Source organism: Spirosoma validum (assembly GCF_014699035.1).
Classification (GTDB): Bacteria; Bacteroidota; Bacteroidia; order Cytophagales; family Spirosomataceae; genus Spirosoma; species Spirosoma validum.
This window is the reverse complement of record NZ_JACXAA010000014.1, coordinates 54,087-70,435: the sequence shown is the minus strand read 5'-3', so window position 1 is coordinate 70,435 and position 16,349 is coordinate 54,087. Positions and strand designations below refer to the sequence as shown.

At 50.3% G+C, this 16,349-nt stretch carries 10 protein-coding genes; 4 read left to right on the top strand and 6 right to left on the bottom strand.

Annotation, left to right across the window (positions count from 1 at the left end):
* Nucleotides 1–381: 381 nt before the first annotated feature.
* On the bottom strand, nucleotides 382–3,603 hold the full coding sequence (locus IC230_RS27990) for a TonB-dependent receptor (protein ID WP_191042374.1): 3,222 nt from the start codon (nucleotides 3,601–3,603) through the stop codon (nucleotides 382–384).
* A gap of 262 nt (nucleotides 3,604–3,865) precedes the next feature.
* On the opposite strand from IC230_RS27990, the gene IC230_RS27985 reads away from it, so the two are divergent.
* From IC230_RS27985 to IC230_RS27970, 4 genes are all read left to right on the top strand, one after another.
* Nucleotides 3,866–4,786: a metallophosphoesterase family protein gene (locus IC230_RS27985; RefSeq protein WP_191042373.1), complete on the top strand. Its 921-nt coding sequence runs from the start codon at nucleotides 3,866–3,868 to the stop codon at nucleotides 4,784–4,786.
* A complete protein-coding gene (locus tag IC230_RS27980) occupies nucleotides 4,786–5,172 on the top strand; it encodes a DMT family transporter (protein ID WP_191042372.1) in 387 nt (128 codons plus the stop codon). Before IC230_RS27985 ends, IC230_RS27980 begins: the two co-directional genes overlap by 1 nt.
* Nucleotides 5,173–5,379: 207 nt before the next feature.
* Nucleotides 5,380–6,840: a PhoX family protein gene (locus IC230_RS27975; RefSeq protein ID WP_191042371.1), complete on the top strand. Its 1,461-nt coding sequence runs from the start codon at nucleotides 5,380–5,382 to the stop codon at nucleotides 6,838–6,840.
* Between the two features lie 68 nt (nucleotides 6,841–6,908).
* Nucleotides 6,909–8,759 (top strand): cytochrome c peroxidase, encoded by a 1,851-nt coding sequence (locus IC230_RS27970; protein WP_191042370.1) that lies wholly within the window; start codon nucleotides 6,909–6,911, stop codon nucleotides 8,757–8,759.
* 73 nt (nucleotides 8,760–8,832) lie between these two features.
* Here the strand turns inward: IC230_RS27970 and IC230_RS27965 are convergent, their stop codons facing one another.
* The 5 genes from IC230_RS27965 to IC230_RS27945 form a co-directional block, all read right to left on the bottom strand.
* Complete coding sequence (locus IC230_RS27965) at nucleotides 8,833–10,146, bottom strand: esterase-like activity of phytase family protein (protein WP_191042369.1); 1,314 nt, start codon at nucleotides 10,144–10,146, stop codon at nucleotides 8,833–8,835.
* 270 nt (nucleotides 10,147–10,416) lie between these two features.
* A complete protein-coding gene (locus IC230_RS27960) occupies nucleotides 10,417–10,671 on the bottom strand; it encodes a hypothetical protein (RefSeq protein ID WP_191042368.1) in 255 nt (84 codons plus the stop codon).
* A gap of 56 nt (nucleotides 10,672–10,727) precedes the next feature.
* Nucleotides 10,728–10,994, bottom strand: coding sequence for a hypothetical protein (locus tag IC230_RS27955; RefSeq protein ID WP_191042367.1), 267 nt, complete (start codon nucleotides 10,992–10,994; stop codon nucleotides 10,728–10,730).
* A 448-nt stretch (nucleotides 10,995–11,442) separates the two neighbouring features.
* Complete coding sequence (locus tag IC230_RS27950) at nucleotides 11,443–13,143, bottom strand: IPT/TIG domain-containing protein (protein WP_191042366.1); 1,701 nt, start codon at nucleotides 13,141–13,143, stop codon at nucleotides 11,443–11,445.
* A 45-nt stretch (nucleotides 13,144–13,188) separates the two neighbouring features.
* Nucleotides 13,189–16,074, bottom strand: a complete 2,886-nt coding sequence (locus IC230_RS27945; protein WP_191042365.1) for a TonB-dependent receptor — start codon at nucleotides 16,072–16,074, stop codon at nucleotides 13,189–13,191.
* Between the last annotated feature and the right edge of the window lie 275 nt (nucleotides 16,075–16,349).

Below are 16,349 nucleotides of genomic sequence, written 5' to 3'. Positions count from 1 at the left end.
TTTGTAGCCTTTAACCCCTAAAGGAAACTTTGCCTACACTTGGGTCAAGTCCCCTGAAGGGCAGGGCTGTTAAGTGCTAATCCCGTAGGGATGAGATCATTGTAGAAATAAGCAGGGTAACCCGTCCCAAAACCCCGGAGGGCTGACATGATGTCAGCCCTCCGGGGTTCTAGCTCGATTGGTGGTTACTTTTTCTACAAAGATTACACCCTTTCAGGGTTGACAATCAGAACTTAACCGCCCTGCCCTTTAGAGGTTTAGGTCGATCTATAGCTTTACCCGTAGAACAAAGGGTTAAACTGGTTCAATACAAAAGCCGTCGTCAAAAGTTTTGACGACGGCTTTTGTATTTCCTAATTGCGGGTATACCAATCTGATTCGTTAAAAACTGAATCGCGCACCGAGCTGAATCTGGAACGGATCGCCCGAGGGTGTAACCGCCCCCGAGTTGTTTACCCGGTAATTGTACTGTGGAACCGACGCCGTGAAGCCGGGTAAAGCAGCACTGCCTCCAGAGGACGGAACCCCCAGCGCATACAGCGCCTGCGTACCCAGCGACAGGTTTGTTCCCCGGTTGCGGTTCAGCAGGTTAGCGAAGTTGAATACGTCGGCCGATACTTCAAGCGCGTAGGTTTTGCCGAACCGGAACCGCTTCAGCGCCCGGATGTCGAGCACGCCGTAGAAACCGTTGATGCCCCCATTCCGCTCGGCAAGCTGACCCGAATACGCGTTGATGTAGTTTTTCAGGCTCTGGCTGGCGTCGGGATTGTCGAGCAGGGTTTGTAGCCCCGTCCGGACGTTAGCAGCTGTTTCCGTGCTGTTACGGTCGAAAATAAAGGCCAGGTCGTTGGTCGTTACGAAGTCGCCGTTGGTGTTCGCTCCCGACGTCAAAGAGTAGCGCGTACCACCGATGCCCGTGAAGCGAGCCCCCAACGTAATGCCGAAGAATGAGGGCAGCGTGCCATAAAATACCACCTTATTGCGAAAATGGTTGTCGGAATATGTGATGGCGCTCAGGTTACGTGGATCATCCTTCACGTACTGCACCAGCGTGGCGGTGTTGGCTACGTTCCCGTTGAAAGACGTGTTATCGCGGGCATCGTTCCAGGTGTAGCTGGCCGTAATTTCGCCGTCGCGGAAGTACTGCCAGGTGGCATCGACAACCAGGGCAAACTGATTCACTTTACCGATGCTGTTCAGTTCCAGCACCCGGCCCAGTTTCTGACTGATGCGGCCCAGTTGCCAGTCGCCTATCCCACTCGTCGGCATCGATGCCAGCGGTACGTAAACGCCCCGGTTGTCTTCCTTGGGCAATCGGAAGAACGGATCGGCCACCATGTTCCGCTCAACGTAGGTATAGTTGTTGCGCCCCAGCGACATATACCCCGACACACCCACTTTCAGCCGGTCGGTCAGGAAGCGCGAGTACGATACGTTGGCCTTGTAGAGCACCGGTACTTTGGCGTTCGGCCCGGTCATGTTGATGGTCGGTACCTGAAACTGCGGTAGTGTCGGTATGCTGTTGTAATCCTGCCGGTAAGCTGTAAAATTTGGCGTCGGTACATTCGCTCCCCGCACGTCGACAGTGGCAAAATGCTTGCCGTCGAAGGTTAGGTTATTGATGAGCATGTAGTTGTTGATATCCGAAGCAAACACCCCGGCCCCAAATCGGATAAACGTGCGGTGTTCGTTGTTGACGTCCCAGTTGAACTGAATACGCGGCTGCGGAATAAACGTCTTGATCTGATTGTCAGTACGGAGGCCCAGTTCGCTGAATACCAGTTCGTTAAACTGCGCTTTGGGGTAGATGGCGTAGTCGACGCGCAGCCCGGCGGTCATTTCCAGTCCTGGCTTCAGGTGCGTGTTCAACTGGCCGTACGCGCCTAAGTTGAAAATGTTGCCATAAACCGTTGGGTCGGCCACGAGCGGTACTTCCCGGTAATACCGGTACGGTTGCAGGTTGTTAAAATAGGTAAGCGCAGGAATGGTCGTTACGACCCCATTGTTGGTTACGGTGCTTTCGTTGTAGTGGAACCGACCGTTCACTTCGCTGCCGTATAACGACTTGGCGTGCGTGTACATCAGGTCGACACCGAATGTGTACTGTACCTTGTCGGTGTTGTAGTAGAAGTTATCAACCAGTTGCAGCACATTATTGGTAAACCCTTCCTGCGCGAAGCGGTGGCCACCCATCTGAATGTTGGTCGATAGTGCTCCGCCCTCAATAGTCGAACGCACCGTTTCCACGATGTTACGCGGGATATTGGCCGCCGGTAGCTGATCACCGGGGCTGCTTTTCTGATACGTATACAGGTGCTGCAGCTTCAGTTCATTCGTGACCTTGGGCGAAAATGTCGTGCGGAGCGTGGCCAGTAAACTATTGTCGATGTTATAGTCGTTGCCGTACGATTCGTAGATGTTGATGTTCGTATTATCGTTCAGACCCAGCTTGTTGCGGTCGTTGGTGTAATTGTCGCGGATGGTCAGCAGGTTGTTGGAATTAATCTGCCAGTCGAGCCGAACAAAGCCCGCATCGGTGCCCCGGTTCTTTGGGAACGTACCGAACTGTTGCGTGTTCGCTACACCGTATTTGCTGCGGGCAATGTCGACAAACTGATTGAGCGTAGCGTTGGTCACGTTGAACCGGCGCTCATCGAGGGGAGTCTGAATGTCGGCGATGATGAGCGGACGCGAATCCTGCTGATGGTCCCACACCACGAAGTAATGCAGTTTGTCTTTGATGATCGGGCCACCCAGCGAGAAGCCGAACTGGTTGGTCGAGAACGGTACGTTGCGCTCATTTCCCCGGATATCATACTTGCTCGAGAGCCAGTTGGCGCGGGTGTAGTTGAATACGCTACCCGTCAGTTTGTTGGTACCGGCTTTGGTTACAGCACTCACCAGACCGCCCCCGGCCCGGCCGTATACCACGTCGTACTGGTTGGTAATCACTTTGAACTCGCGAACCGCTTCAATCGAAATCGAATACGGTGCTCCGCTTCGGCTCGTGGTTGCCCCAGCCGACGTTGGGTTTTTGGCGTTCATCCCATCGATGGTGTAGTTGGTCGAAGAACCAAGTTGTCCCGACAGGCTCCCGCTGCTGTTGGTGAGGGGCGACAGGTTAATGAGCTGCGTAAAATTCCGGCCGTTGACGGGCAGCGACACCAGCGTTTTGGCCGTGATGGCTGTAGCGGCCCCCAAATTGTCGGTTTTGTTTTTCAGACCGGAGGCTACCACCTGTACTACTTCAAGCGATTGGTCGGCTTCCTGCATGGTCAGGCTGATGCGAATGGCGTCGCCTTGGTTGACCATGTAACCGGTCCGTTTTTGCTCACCGTATCCGATAAACGTAACCCGTATCGTGTAGGGCCCGCCTAACGGAATTTCCTTGAATGAGTACTCGCCTTTGGCATTGGTTACCGTCCCCGTTGTAAACCCCGTCGATTCGTTCCGTACCTGAACCGTAGCGGCAGGGAGTGGCGATTTCTCTTTTTCAGAGATCACTCCCGAAATAGAAGCCTGTGTCGTTTGCGCGGCTATGTTATTGATAAGCAGGCAACTGAAAGCGAACAGGAAAATGAATAAGCGTAGTGTTTGTTTCATTCGATAAAGCAGTAAAATTCTATGCCGCAAAGAGAGTACAACTACGCTAATCTACTGTTAACGAATTGTTATCAGATTATGATCATTCTTGTACTTTAACAAGTATACAGGGGCTTCTTAACCCAGCTTTCTATTCTTTATATTATTTTATTGTGAATAAATTTCCTTGAAAAAAACATATTTTCTTACATAATCATAAATTGCTGGTAACCTGCTGCTTATAAATGAGCCCGTTCTTTGCGTAAACCAACCCATACGTTTTATGAACCGTCGGGACGTAGTTAGGCGCGTGAGTGCCGGACTTGTAACGCTTTCCGTTAATCCGTTAAATACAGCGCAGGCAGCAACCGCCCCGAAGCAGCGAGCGCTACGTATTGCTCACCTGACCGATGTTCACATGCAGCCGTTAGTTGGCGCGGCTAAAGGATTTGAGAAATGTCTGCACCACGTCCAGAATTTAGCCGATAAACCGGATCTGATCATGAACGGTGGCGATGCCATCATGGAAGCCCACGGTCGGGGACAGGACAGCGTTCGGCGGCAGTGGCACATGTTTCAGCGGGTTCTCCAGAGCGAAAATGGGTTGCCCATGCTGAGTTGCGTCGGTAATCATGACATCTGGTGTCGGCAGGAAACCCAGGCCGCTTTTCAGGATGGTCGGAAATGGGCCATGGACGAATTACACATGACCAATCCGTATTACAGCCTCACGCAGAACGGCTGGCATATTGTGGTGTTAGACAGCCTGCAGCCAAAAGCCGATGGAAGCTGGTATACAGCTCATCTGGACGAAGAGCAATTTCACTGGCTCGAAGCAGACCTGAAAAATACACCGGCCGAAACGCCGGTTCTGATCGTCTCCCACGTACCGATTCTGGCAGCCTGTGTGTTTTTCGACGGGCAACGGTTTGCGGGCGATCAGTGGAACGTACCATCCCGCTGGATGCACAGCGATACGGTTCGGATCAGTAAACTATTTCACCAGTTCCCGAACGTCAAAGCAGCCATAAGCGGTCATATTCATTTGGTGGATCGGGTCGATTACAACGGCGTTTCGTATTTCTGTAACGGGGCCGTTAGTGGGGCCTGGTGGTTTGGCAAGTACCAGCATACGGCAGCCGGTTATGGGCTTATCGATTTGTTTGCGGATGGATCGGTTCAGAACCAGTACGTTACTTACTGATGGAACAAACGACCGTTTCGTGGCTTTGCCTGCTGGGGGCAGGCTTATGTCAGGCCGCCTGGACCTACTCGCTGAAGTTCATGCAGGTAGCGGATATAAAAACGCTACGCTGGCACACGTTTTATCGACTCGATGGCGGCCTGTTGATGATTGGTCCCTGGATCGGCTATATTTTATTTGGGGCAATGAATTCCATCCTGCTGGCGCTCGCCATGCGTACCATTGCTACGTCAACGGCCTTCGCTGTCTGGATGGCTCTCTCACTAATTGTGATCAAGTTCACTGATATTTTCTGGCTAAAACAGGGCTGGTCGTACGCTGAACTCTTTTTTATACTGATCATAACGATTGGCATCGTGGGCCTCAAAATGAGTCTTTCGAAATAAGGATAGAACACAGATTTTTATGATGATTATGATCTCTGTTAATACAATCAGAGTAAATCATAATCATCATAAAAATCTGTGTTCTATGCATCGTATTAAATTTAGATTAACAGCAATGCTGAATTCATAGCAGAGACGTAACAGGTCGGTGACATTCAGGTAAAATGGGGTTCGTTGCTTTGTAGAAAGGTTTCTACTAACTTAATTATGCAACTGAACAAATTTTTCCTCTCCACGACAGCCGCATTTTCGGTGCTTGCCCTATCGGCCTGCCAGGATCATCGCGACCCCAATAGTCCGGTTATTACGTTACAAAATCAATCCGCAACGCCCGTACTGGCCAAAGTTCTGCCGGGCGTAACGGATGGCGTTAAGCTGTATTCCCTGATGAGCAGCGATGATAAGTTACAACAATCACCGAATTATGTCTTTGGCGGATCGGCCGACGGCGCCGGGATCTTTCAAAATCCAGATGGTAACTATACGGTCCTGGTCAACAACGAAGATAACTTCGCCGTATCGCGCCTGATCCTCGACAAAACGTTCAAGCCCGTTAAAGGCGAATACATTCTGAACTCGGATGGAGCTACCTGGCGGTTATGTTCAGCTACCCTCGCGACGCCGGTTGAGCACGGCTTTGGTCCGGTCTTTCTGACCTGCGGAGAAAGTGGACAGGAGTCCCGTACGCACGCGGTTCGCGTAGACGCTGATCCACAACAGGCGGCTATCTCGCGTGAAGTGCCTGCGCTGGGTCGGTGGAGTGCCGAGAACGCGGTGCCATTGCCAAAAACAGCCTATCCGAATAAAACGGTTATCGTGATCGGTGACGACGACTCCGACGTGAATGGCGGCCAGGTGGCTATGTATCTGACAAATACGGTTGGTGATCTGGACAACGGTTCATTGTACATGCTGAAACGTACGGACGGGAACCAGACCGAAACGAGCATGACAACCGGTACGAAATACGATGTCGAGTTTGTGAAAATCGACAATCAGAAAACCTTGACCGGCGCACAGATCAACGCGAAAGTCAATGACCTGAAAGCTATTAAATTCGGTCGTGTGGAAGACGTTGATTACCGGAAAGGCGGAGGTGCTAACGGTCGCGAAGTGTTTTTTACTGTAACGGGACAGAACAATACGGGCGTGAATGCGGATTACTCACGGTCGAAATACGGCCGTATCTACCGCCTTACGCTGGACGCGAACGATCCGACAAAGGGCAAACTGGAAGTGCTGCTCAATGGCGATGATCGGAATGGCCCGGCCAAGACGTTCCAGGACCCGGACAACATCTGCGTAACGACTAATTACGCTTACATTATGGAAGATCCGAATGAATATGGTGATGAGAAGCACGACGCGTATGTGTATCAATACGATCTGAATACGGGCAAATTGACGCCCGTTATGGAGCTGGATCACCGCCGGGCCGAAGCCGATGCCGCGAAATACAATGTGGGCGGTACGTCGAAACTGGGTTCGTGGGAAAGCAGCGGTATGATCGACGTATCCGACGTAACGGGTCGTCCCAATACGTTCATGCTGGGTATTCAGGCCCACACCTGGCGCGGAACGCAGTACCAGGGCGTTGACGGCGGCTCAGTACGTAAGGCTGAAAACCAGGCCAGCCAGCTTATTCTGATCGAAGGATTACCCCGATAGCTATTCATACCCACCTGTAACTGCCTGGCTGGAGAGTTTCCAGCCAGGCTTTCCCTGTTATTGTTACGATGATTTCTCCAACGACCGAAGCGCCTTCAAAACGACCTTTTCCACTACGCTCAATTGGATTGGGGATGCTTGGCGTGTTGATTGCGATTGCCCTGTATAGCTTGCTACGGTCAAAACCGACACCGGTTCAGGCCGTTAAAGCCCAGTTCATGCAGGAAATTACGGATCTGGACACGGCTGTCAGTCAGTTACAAAAGGCTATTGTATCGCAACCTGGTCAGGACGTTCAGGCCGCTTTTCGACGGGCCCGGCTGGCCTATAAACGGGTTGAATTTCTGTCCGCCTATTACAGTCCTGAAACGACGAAAGCACTCAACGGACCCAATATTCCAGAAGTAGATGATGATTTGCGGGTGAACGAACCCCAGGGATTTCAGGTACTGGAAGAACTGCTGTTTCCCACGTTTACTAAAGAAGCAAAAAACGAGGCCATACAACACGCGGCTGTTCTGCGGTCAACTGTCAATCGATTGAGGACGATTTCGGAAAGCAACGAAGCAACGGACAGTCATGTCTTCGACGCGATGCGGCTGGAAGTATTCCGGATCATCACGTTGGGCATTACGGGTTTCGATTCACCAGTTGCCTTTCATTCGCTTCCCGAAGCCGCCAGCGCGCTCGAAAGTTTACAGCAACAACTCGCTCATTATCAGTTAGCCAGTGGCAACCCCGATCTGGCCCGACGAATTAACCGGGTATTTTCCGAGGCCAAAACAAGCCTGATTTCGGCTTCTGACTTTAATAAATTCGACCGACTGGCATTCATCGACCAACGCGCGAACGTATTGAGTGGGCTATTACTGGATGCGCAGAAGAACCTGGGTATTCCTGTTTTTACCGAAAGTCGGTTGTTATCGCCTGCGGCCCGCACTCTCACTGACTCCGGTGTGTTTGATCCAAACTATTTCGTAAACGTCAGTGAGCAGCGGCCTACCCCGGACCGGGTTGCGTTGGGCAAACAGTTGTTTTTCGATCCGATTTTATCGGGAAATTCGGGTCGGACCTGTGCTACGTGTCATCAGCCCGAGCGAGCCTTTACGGATGGTGAATCGAAAAGTTTAGCCATTGGCTTTGGTGGTCGACGTATTGCCGAGCATCGGACCGCCGAGCGTCGGACCGTTCGAAACGCCCCTACGTTGTTGAATGCTTCGTTACAGGCTACACAGTTTGCCGACTCGCGGGTGGTGTTTCTGGAAGATCAGGCCAGCGATGTGATCCAGAACGCAGATGAGATGCATGGCTCGCTGCCGGAAGCGGTGAAGGCGTTGCAACAAAATACGCAGTACCGCGCTCTGTTCGCCAAGTCGTATAAAGAAGGGGTGACCGAGCAGTCGATCAAAAATGCGGTGGCCAGCTACATTCGTTCCCTGGTTAGTCTCGACTCGCGGGTAGACCGGTATCTACGGGGTCAGTCGGTGGCGCTATCGGCTGAAGAAAAGCAGGGCTTCAACGTATTCATGGGTAAAGGCAAATGTGCTACCTGCCATTTCTTCCCCTTATTCAACGGAACTGTACCACCCGCTTACCAGGAAACGGAAAGTGAAGTACTGGGTACACCCGCCACGAAGGAGGGTAAACAGGTCGATTCGGATGTTGGCAAATTTGTCCTGACAAAACGGGAGCCGCATCGCTATGCGTTCAAAACACCAACGATACGTCACGTAGCTAAAACAGCGCCCTACATGCACAACGGCATTTATCAGACCCTGGAGGAAGTGGTTGATTTTTACAACAAAGGGGGCGGGAATGGCTTAGGATTTAACCTCGATAATCAGACCTTACCCTTCGACCAATTGAACCTGACCGCGCCCGAAAAAAAGGCTTTAGTCGCCTTTATGAAAGCTCTATAAGTACATTGATACGTCTTACACAATAACAAGGCCGATGGATTTACACCCATCGGCCTTGTTATATGGTATTGTTTTATTTCAAAGGAGTTGGCAACGTAACGAAATAAATACGATTCAAATCAACTTTACCCGTAGCGGGTAAAATCTTCGTGGTGAACCCGTTCTGGCCATTGTCGACAACGCCAAAATCATCGTCATTGGAAATCGCTAGCCGGTTTGCTCCCAACAAGGCAATCCCTTCGGCTTTATCATGCGGATAGACGGGCGAAATACCGGTCAGTAAATCGAAAACCAACGTTTTCGTGACCGGAACAACACCCGCGGCCTGCAAACCGGCTTTGTCTTTAAGCTGCTCGACCGTCTGCCCGTTATAAAGTCTGCCAGCCTCACTGTTCGCCGGATCAGAAATGTCCGTTGCTCCGGCCAGATCGAATTTATACACCCGCTTGAACGTAGCGGGTTTTGCCGGGTTTCCGCCGTAATCGCCATCACGCTCCAGCGCTAAAAAGGTTGTACTCGTGATAGCCGCTAGTTCACTGCATCCGGTCAGGCTCGCGTTTTCCATCAGATAAGCGTACTGTTTCGTCACGCCCGTCGCAATGTCGAAGGTGACAACACGGAGCACGGTTGATCCTGACACCGCTGCCGAAGACGGATTGTACATGGGCGACTGCATCAGGCCCACCAGCGTTTTCCCGTCGGGCGTAATGGTCAATCCTTCCATACCCCGATTCGGACGACGACGAGCCAGCACTTTGGGTAAGGTGCGCCCACCCGTGCCTGAACCAAATGGGTTAATGCGTTCAATGGTTTTACCACTGGCATCGAAATGCACGATGTGCGGACCATATTCATCACTTACCCAGAACGTACCATCAGCGGCCAGTACCAGACCTTCTGAATCCAGTCCATCCGCATTCGGCGCAATCGTTTTTCCGGTTAAATCGAGTGCAATTTCACCCGTATTGCCCTGGCCGATGGGATTAGGTAGACCTGTTAGCAATTGACCCGAAGCGTTTTTGAGTAAGATGGTTTCTTCCAGCACGAGTTGATTCCCGACCAGCCGAAACTTACCGATTTGGGGCGTAAAGTCAGCTTTTCCGAAAATGATCGAATTCGCTGTTGAGCCAGCCGCGTTGGGGCCACGATCGGTGAGCAGATAAAAAACTTCGGGATCGTTGAGGGCGGGCGCAAGGGCAGAACCAAATCCGCCATTGTAAATGATGGTGCCGTTCGGTGAGGTGGCTAATACTTTCGGATTGCTGGCTTCAGCGAAAACTGGATACGAAATACTGGGTAAAAGGTGGTCATTGCAGGCCGTAACCAACAGGCCGCCCGCCAGAACGCTAACAAAGCCCAGATAACCCGGTAAAGAGGATTTGTTCATAATCAGGAGCATATTTTTGTTGAAGCCACAAAACTAAAGGCCCCATATTACCTGAATGTGATTGATCGGCCGGATCTGTTAAGGCCATGTTAAATCTTCTTTCCGAACACGTACCGGCAGCATCTACCAACAAAAACGCCAACTCCAAAAGAGCTGGCGTTTATCCCTATGATGACATCCGAGGATGAATAAGTAAAGATAGGTATATACGAACTTACGGCTAATTAAGTAATTGTTATGGTTTACGTAGCCCTATAATCATGGATGATGCTAATAGGCTTCATCGACCAGAACCTCTCTGGATTGTAATGCCTGCTGGACGGCTCGGGCAAAAGCAACTTTGTCGGAATTTCGATAAACGTCTTGACTCAGGGCTCCTGAAGGGGGATTGAAGGTCTGATGTACGCGCAGACAGGCTGCCCATAGGTGTGGATTCATCTTTATTTTGTATTGTCGAAGGGGCGTATCATCACCAAACCAAAGGTTCATGATATTACGTACCGTCACTTTCATTACAAGTCCCATACGGATTCTAAAATTGGTTAGTCATTAACCTTTGTACGCTTCATTTAATTCACTCACTACTGATCGTAGGCGCCAACGGACTGGCTTATGCGATCCAAATACGCCGTTGCAAACTGGCGAATGGCTTCTGGATCAGGACCATCTGTCAGCTTGCCGAAATGGTCATAAAGTCTTGTTTGGGTAGTCAGTACGTCATAAACGCCAAAGGGAATCAGGTCATTGTCTTCGTAGCCCCAGAATAGGAAATCAGTAGCATCGGTCAACGTATCGAATCCAAGTCCATAGGTTGTATGTCGTTGGCTAAAAACAGCAATGAAGCGCATTTTTCTGTGTGAATAGTGTTCGCAAAGGTAAGATTTGGGCAAGAATGACGGGTTAAGCCATTGTTAAATAGATAGACTTGCTTAATGCAGAATCGTCAACCGAATAAGGTAATAATTTAATAATGCGCAACAGGAGAACTCCACTACCTAAACGGGTTAATATAGTAATCGGAAGATATAATTATGTCTATGGTAAGTCATTGGGTGAATGAATTGATGAACTTATTAGCAGGGAACAGCCGCTACGTTTTCTATTCCCGAAACCGAAAACTGATATTCCTGTTTGGATTAACTGTTTTTCTACTATTGCCTTTTCTGATAGGTCATTTCAGTAAGTAACCCATCCGTCTTCTCCAGGAAAACCCAACTGTATTGTTGACTAAAAAAAGGCCAGAGCAATGCTCTGACCTTTTCAAGCGACACCAATTGAGAAGTTAGTGAACTTCGTTTATCTATCGTAATTCGTATTCTGCGGATCGAAGTTGGTCCAGCCTGCTGCCCAGTTTTCCGTGTTGAATGCACCGCGATAAGGGGCTGCCGTAAAGAACGAATCGGCGATTTTGCCGCCTGTAGCTGCGTTGGCTGCAACCAGCAAGGGTGAACCCGATTGGGGCAGAAAGTTTGGAGCAGTCAGGTTGAAATTCTGGGCATTGAGCAGTAACGCCGTAATATCGGTTCCGATAATCTGGTTTTTGCGCGAGGCCAGGTTGAAATAAGCCTGAGCCGCTGCTGTCGTTACATCACCAATACCTCTGACGACGGTTGTTGAGTTTGGAATTTCAGAGTTTCCGAAGACAATTCCCTGCAATTCTATGCTACCGTTGTTGATATTGGCTAATGTACCGTCAGTCGTACCTTCCAGTCGTAAGCCTTCCGGAAAACCTGTAAATACGGAGTTAAAGATGCTAATCTTTGTATTCCGACGAACGTGCATAGCCGCCCGGTAGGCACCGGAACCACCTGCCGTGTTGGCATTGCTCGGAACACCCGGATTAAAGGCAAATGCACTGAAATTGGCGAATATGGGAGCCGTATACGGTAAACCGGCCGTAACAGGTACACCTGGATCAAAATTGTCGGATTCAAAGGCTTCTGAACCCGATTGGTCAGCTACGCTCGGATCGCGCAAGGCTACGCCAAACTGCAATTTACCGGTATAGCCATAGTCCGTATCGAAATCATCATCGAACGTACGGTGAGCTACCAGATACTTTGCATTAACCGTACCACCGAACCACTCAAAGGCATCATCCCCGCTATAGGAAACCTGTATGTGGTCGATGACAGTGCCCGAACCAACCTGATAGCAGGTCAGACCATTGATTTCGCTGTTCGGTGTGGATGACAAAGCAACCCCCGGAAATTCGATCCGAACGTACTGGAGCGTACCGGAGTTGTCGTTGGCTGTATTTAAGTTAGAATCGAAGGTTCCGCGAATACCCCCCTCGAACGCACGAGCGCTACCCTGGTTGCTGGGCGCCCGACCGATCAGCACGACTCCGCCCCAGTCGCCATATTTGCGTGAACCGGCTGCCTGAGACGACGTGAAAATAATGGGGGCCTGTGCTGTGCCCTTGGCCTCTAACCGTGATCCGCGCTCAATAATCAGCGTACCCGCATGGCTTTGATTTTCAGGGTCCTGGCTTTGGTTGTAACCCCGGATGATCGTACCTGCCTCAATTGTAAGCACGGCGTTATTCGATACGTAAACGTAACCTTTCAGGGCATAAATCGTATTTGCCGATAAGGTTCTGCTGGCCGTAATGGAATTGGGTAACGTTTCTACAGGGCGGTTGGAAATCGTAAAATTGGCACTGGAAGGGCTCTGAGCCGTTATACCCCCAGATGTGATCGAAATCGGCCCGTTTTGAGCCGTTGCGGGTACAATTACGGTTAACGACGTAGTACTGGCTCCTGTAACCTGCGCTGTTGCATTACCGCTGAAGACGACCGTATTGCTGGTTGGGGTAGCGTTAAAACTTGTACCGGTAATAACGATGGATGCACCCAATGGAGCCTGAGTTGGGTTAATACTCGTAATCGAAAGTGGGTCCGGGGCTGGTGTGTCGTCGTTCTTACAGGCTGAAATGAACACCATCATGCCTAATACGACAAGCAGTGCGTAATGAAATCGTTTGGTAAGCAGCATAAACAGATTTGGTTTAAATGGATTATTTTCGTTGAGTGTTCTTGGTTAAGGTACAATAGTCCGTCGGCCGAAAGTGTATACACCGGTTAGCGTAACGTATTGACCACGGCGGAATTTGAGGTAATCCTGATCGGCGTTGGCATTGCGCGAGGTAACATCCGGGCCGATCTTACGGTCGCCGTTATAATCCTGCGAGAAACGGAAGGGGGCGTTGAAAATATCCTGAATACCTAGCCGTACTTCAAACTGCTGTTTGATGGTTTTGCTCACGTTGAAATCCATTACGTGCCGGGGCATTTCGTACGTAGTTGGATCTTCAACGTTACCCACCAAGAAGATGCGCGGCCCCGCTACGTTGTAAAGCAGATTGTACTGCCAGCCAGAAGTCGGATTGGCATAATACAGACCCAGATTGATGAGGTAAGGAGACTGGTTGGCCAGCGCCCGGTTCCGGTCTGTACTGTTGCCAAAGCGTTCGATGGCTCCACTGGGTCCGGTTGCTTCGATGACATCCCCCGTTGTTACCCGGCTGTTGATGAACGATGCGTTCCCAACGATCTGAAGATTCTGTAGGAACGTACTGCCTGCATTGGCAAATCCTTTTCGGAATTCAAGTTCTACGCCGTAATTCCGGGCGGATAGCGCATTGGTAAACGTGAATGTGAAGGCCCCTGGAATAGGTATCAGGAAGGATTCGATTGGGTCAGTAAAGCTTTTGTAGAAGCCCGTTATCGAAATCAGCTCATTCGGCGTTGGATAAAATTCATACTTCGCATCGAAGTTCTGAATCTTGGCTGTTTTGAGCCCCGTATTACCCTGTACTTCGATCTGCCGGGCAAAGTCGTAATACCGGAAAGGCGCTAATTCCCGTAATTCCGGGCGGTTGACTGTTGAGGAATAAGCTAATCGTAGATTGTGGCGATCTGTAAGTTTGTACGTGAAGTTAACCGAAGGCAACGGACTGAAAATGCTGTTGTCGACCAATGGCGTAATAGCCTGGGTTAACCGTAACGTTTGGTTATAGAACTCGCCCCGGAAACCAAGGGTCAGATTGGCCCGCGCGCCGAAATTAACATCACCTGATACGTAACCCGCTGCGTAGGTCGTCTTGCCATTGTAGGAGTCGTTCGCTACCGTACCATCCTGGAGACTGAAGCTGCTTTCCCGACCCATAACGTTCTCCGGAGCAAACACTCGGTCAATGCTCTGGCCACTGATGTTGTTGATTAAGCCGACCCGTTCGTAGCCGTAGAAACGGGCTGAGAAATCGCGGTTACGACTCTCTCCGTAAAAACCAGCACGAATCCGGTTCGGCTCGCGGTCGCTCGGATTGCCGAAGGTGTGTTCGACGTTTCCGATCAATGAACCAACCTGCTCGTTCAGCGTTGAGTAGAAGCGACCAACATTGAGGGGATTTGGTTGAACAGGCACATTAAGCCGGAACGGTTCGGGCTGACCATCCGAATCTACTGCGCCTACTGGTCGCGTATACTGTGCCCGCTTCCAGTCGGGCTCCCAGCGACCTGAATAGCCATAGCTGGCAATCCAGTTAACCTTCGTCAGTTCGCTCAGGGAATGTTCGCCCGAGATCTGGCTGTTCAGAATACTACGATTCTCGAAGCGTTCAGAATAACTTCGTACATCAACACCGTCAATGACGTAACTACCATTCCGGACGACGGTTTCGGTCGAGCCCAACTGATTGAACAGTGTTTTCCATTCTAGGGTAAAATTGGGCGAGAACCGGAACGTCCAGTTATGCAAAACCCCCAGGCGAGTGCCCTGCGAATACGTAGCGTCATTGTATTCCTGCTGAACATCATTGGCGGTCGTATTTTCGTACAGTTTCAGATTAACATTGGCGAACTGGTTGGTCAGAGCGTAATTGATACTGGTCAGGTTGCTTATCCGTATGTTCCCCAACTCAAACCGCCGACCCGTATTGACCGCCAATCGAACATCAGGGGCAACGTTTATATTTTTCAGAGCCCAGTTATTGGGCAATAAGCGTGCATATGAAGCCCGACGGACCGTACTTAAGGCGTTAAACTCGCTTGCTCGGGTCGGAAAACTGTTGGGAATCTGCTGCTTAGCATCCCAAAGGCCCAGAAGATTCAGGCCATCGCGGGTATGGGTTTGGGCATTCTGAAAGGTTGTATTTGCTCGGTAACCCACTGTAAGACCAACATCCGTGAAGTTTTGCTCTGGCCGACGTTTGGTGTAGATTTTAATGACCCCCCCCGCAAAGTCGCCGGGTAGTTCGGCCGAACCGGATTTGTAGACGATCATCCGGTCGAGAATGTTGCTGGGTACGATGTCGAACGAGAATGATCGGGATTCCACTTCAGTCGACGGGGCGATGACGTCGTTGATGAGTACATTGTTGTAGCGAGTGCCAAGTCCCCGGATCAGTACGAATCGGTTTTCTACGATGCTGACACCAGGCACCCGACGAATAGCCGCAGCCGCATCGCGATCCTGCGATTTCTGAATTTGCTGAGCCGAAATCCCAACGGCAATCGGCTTCATCTGCTTGATTTCGGTAATAACCGCGATCTCGGTATTGGTCGATTTATTTGCCCGGACAACTACCTCGCTGAGCGCTTTGCCTTCAACGAGCAATTCCGTTTCCACGACCGTCGTATTCCCCGATTCAACCCGAACGTTGGGAATTTCTTTGGTTTGGTACGATACGTAGGAAATGACAATTTTTTGCGCTCCAGCGGGTACGTTCGGAATGGTGAAGTTTCCGTCGACGTCGGTCGTGACACCCAGTTGTGTACCGTCTATCCGGACTGTGCAGCCAATGAGTGCTTCTTTGGTTTGGCCATCCCGGACGTTCCCCCGGATTGTACCAAGAGGTCCATCAGGGTTTGCCAGCAGCGTTGTGTAAAGAAACGAGAAGAGAAATAGTAAGATGTGCCGATTCATAAAGATAGTCTATGTGTCGCTTTCGCGCTGCAAAACTATCGGCCCAATGTTACCTCAGGATTACGGAAATATTATCAAATCTTAATCTGGTTTTAATCTATAGCAGGTTGTTGTTTATTTGCCTTATTCGTTAACTCGCCAGTTCTGTTGTTTTTAGGTAAAAGTCTGTATTTCTGATAATTACATTTGCGCTTTACTGTTATCCGACGATTAAGACGACGGAATGGAGTTAACAAAAGCTTTTTCCAGACAGGTTATCCTATCCATGTAGATTG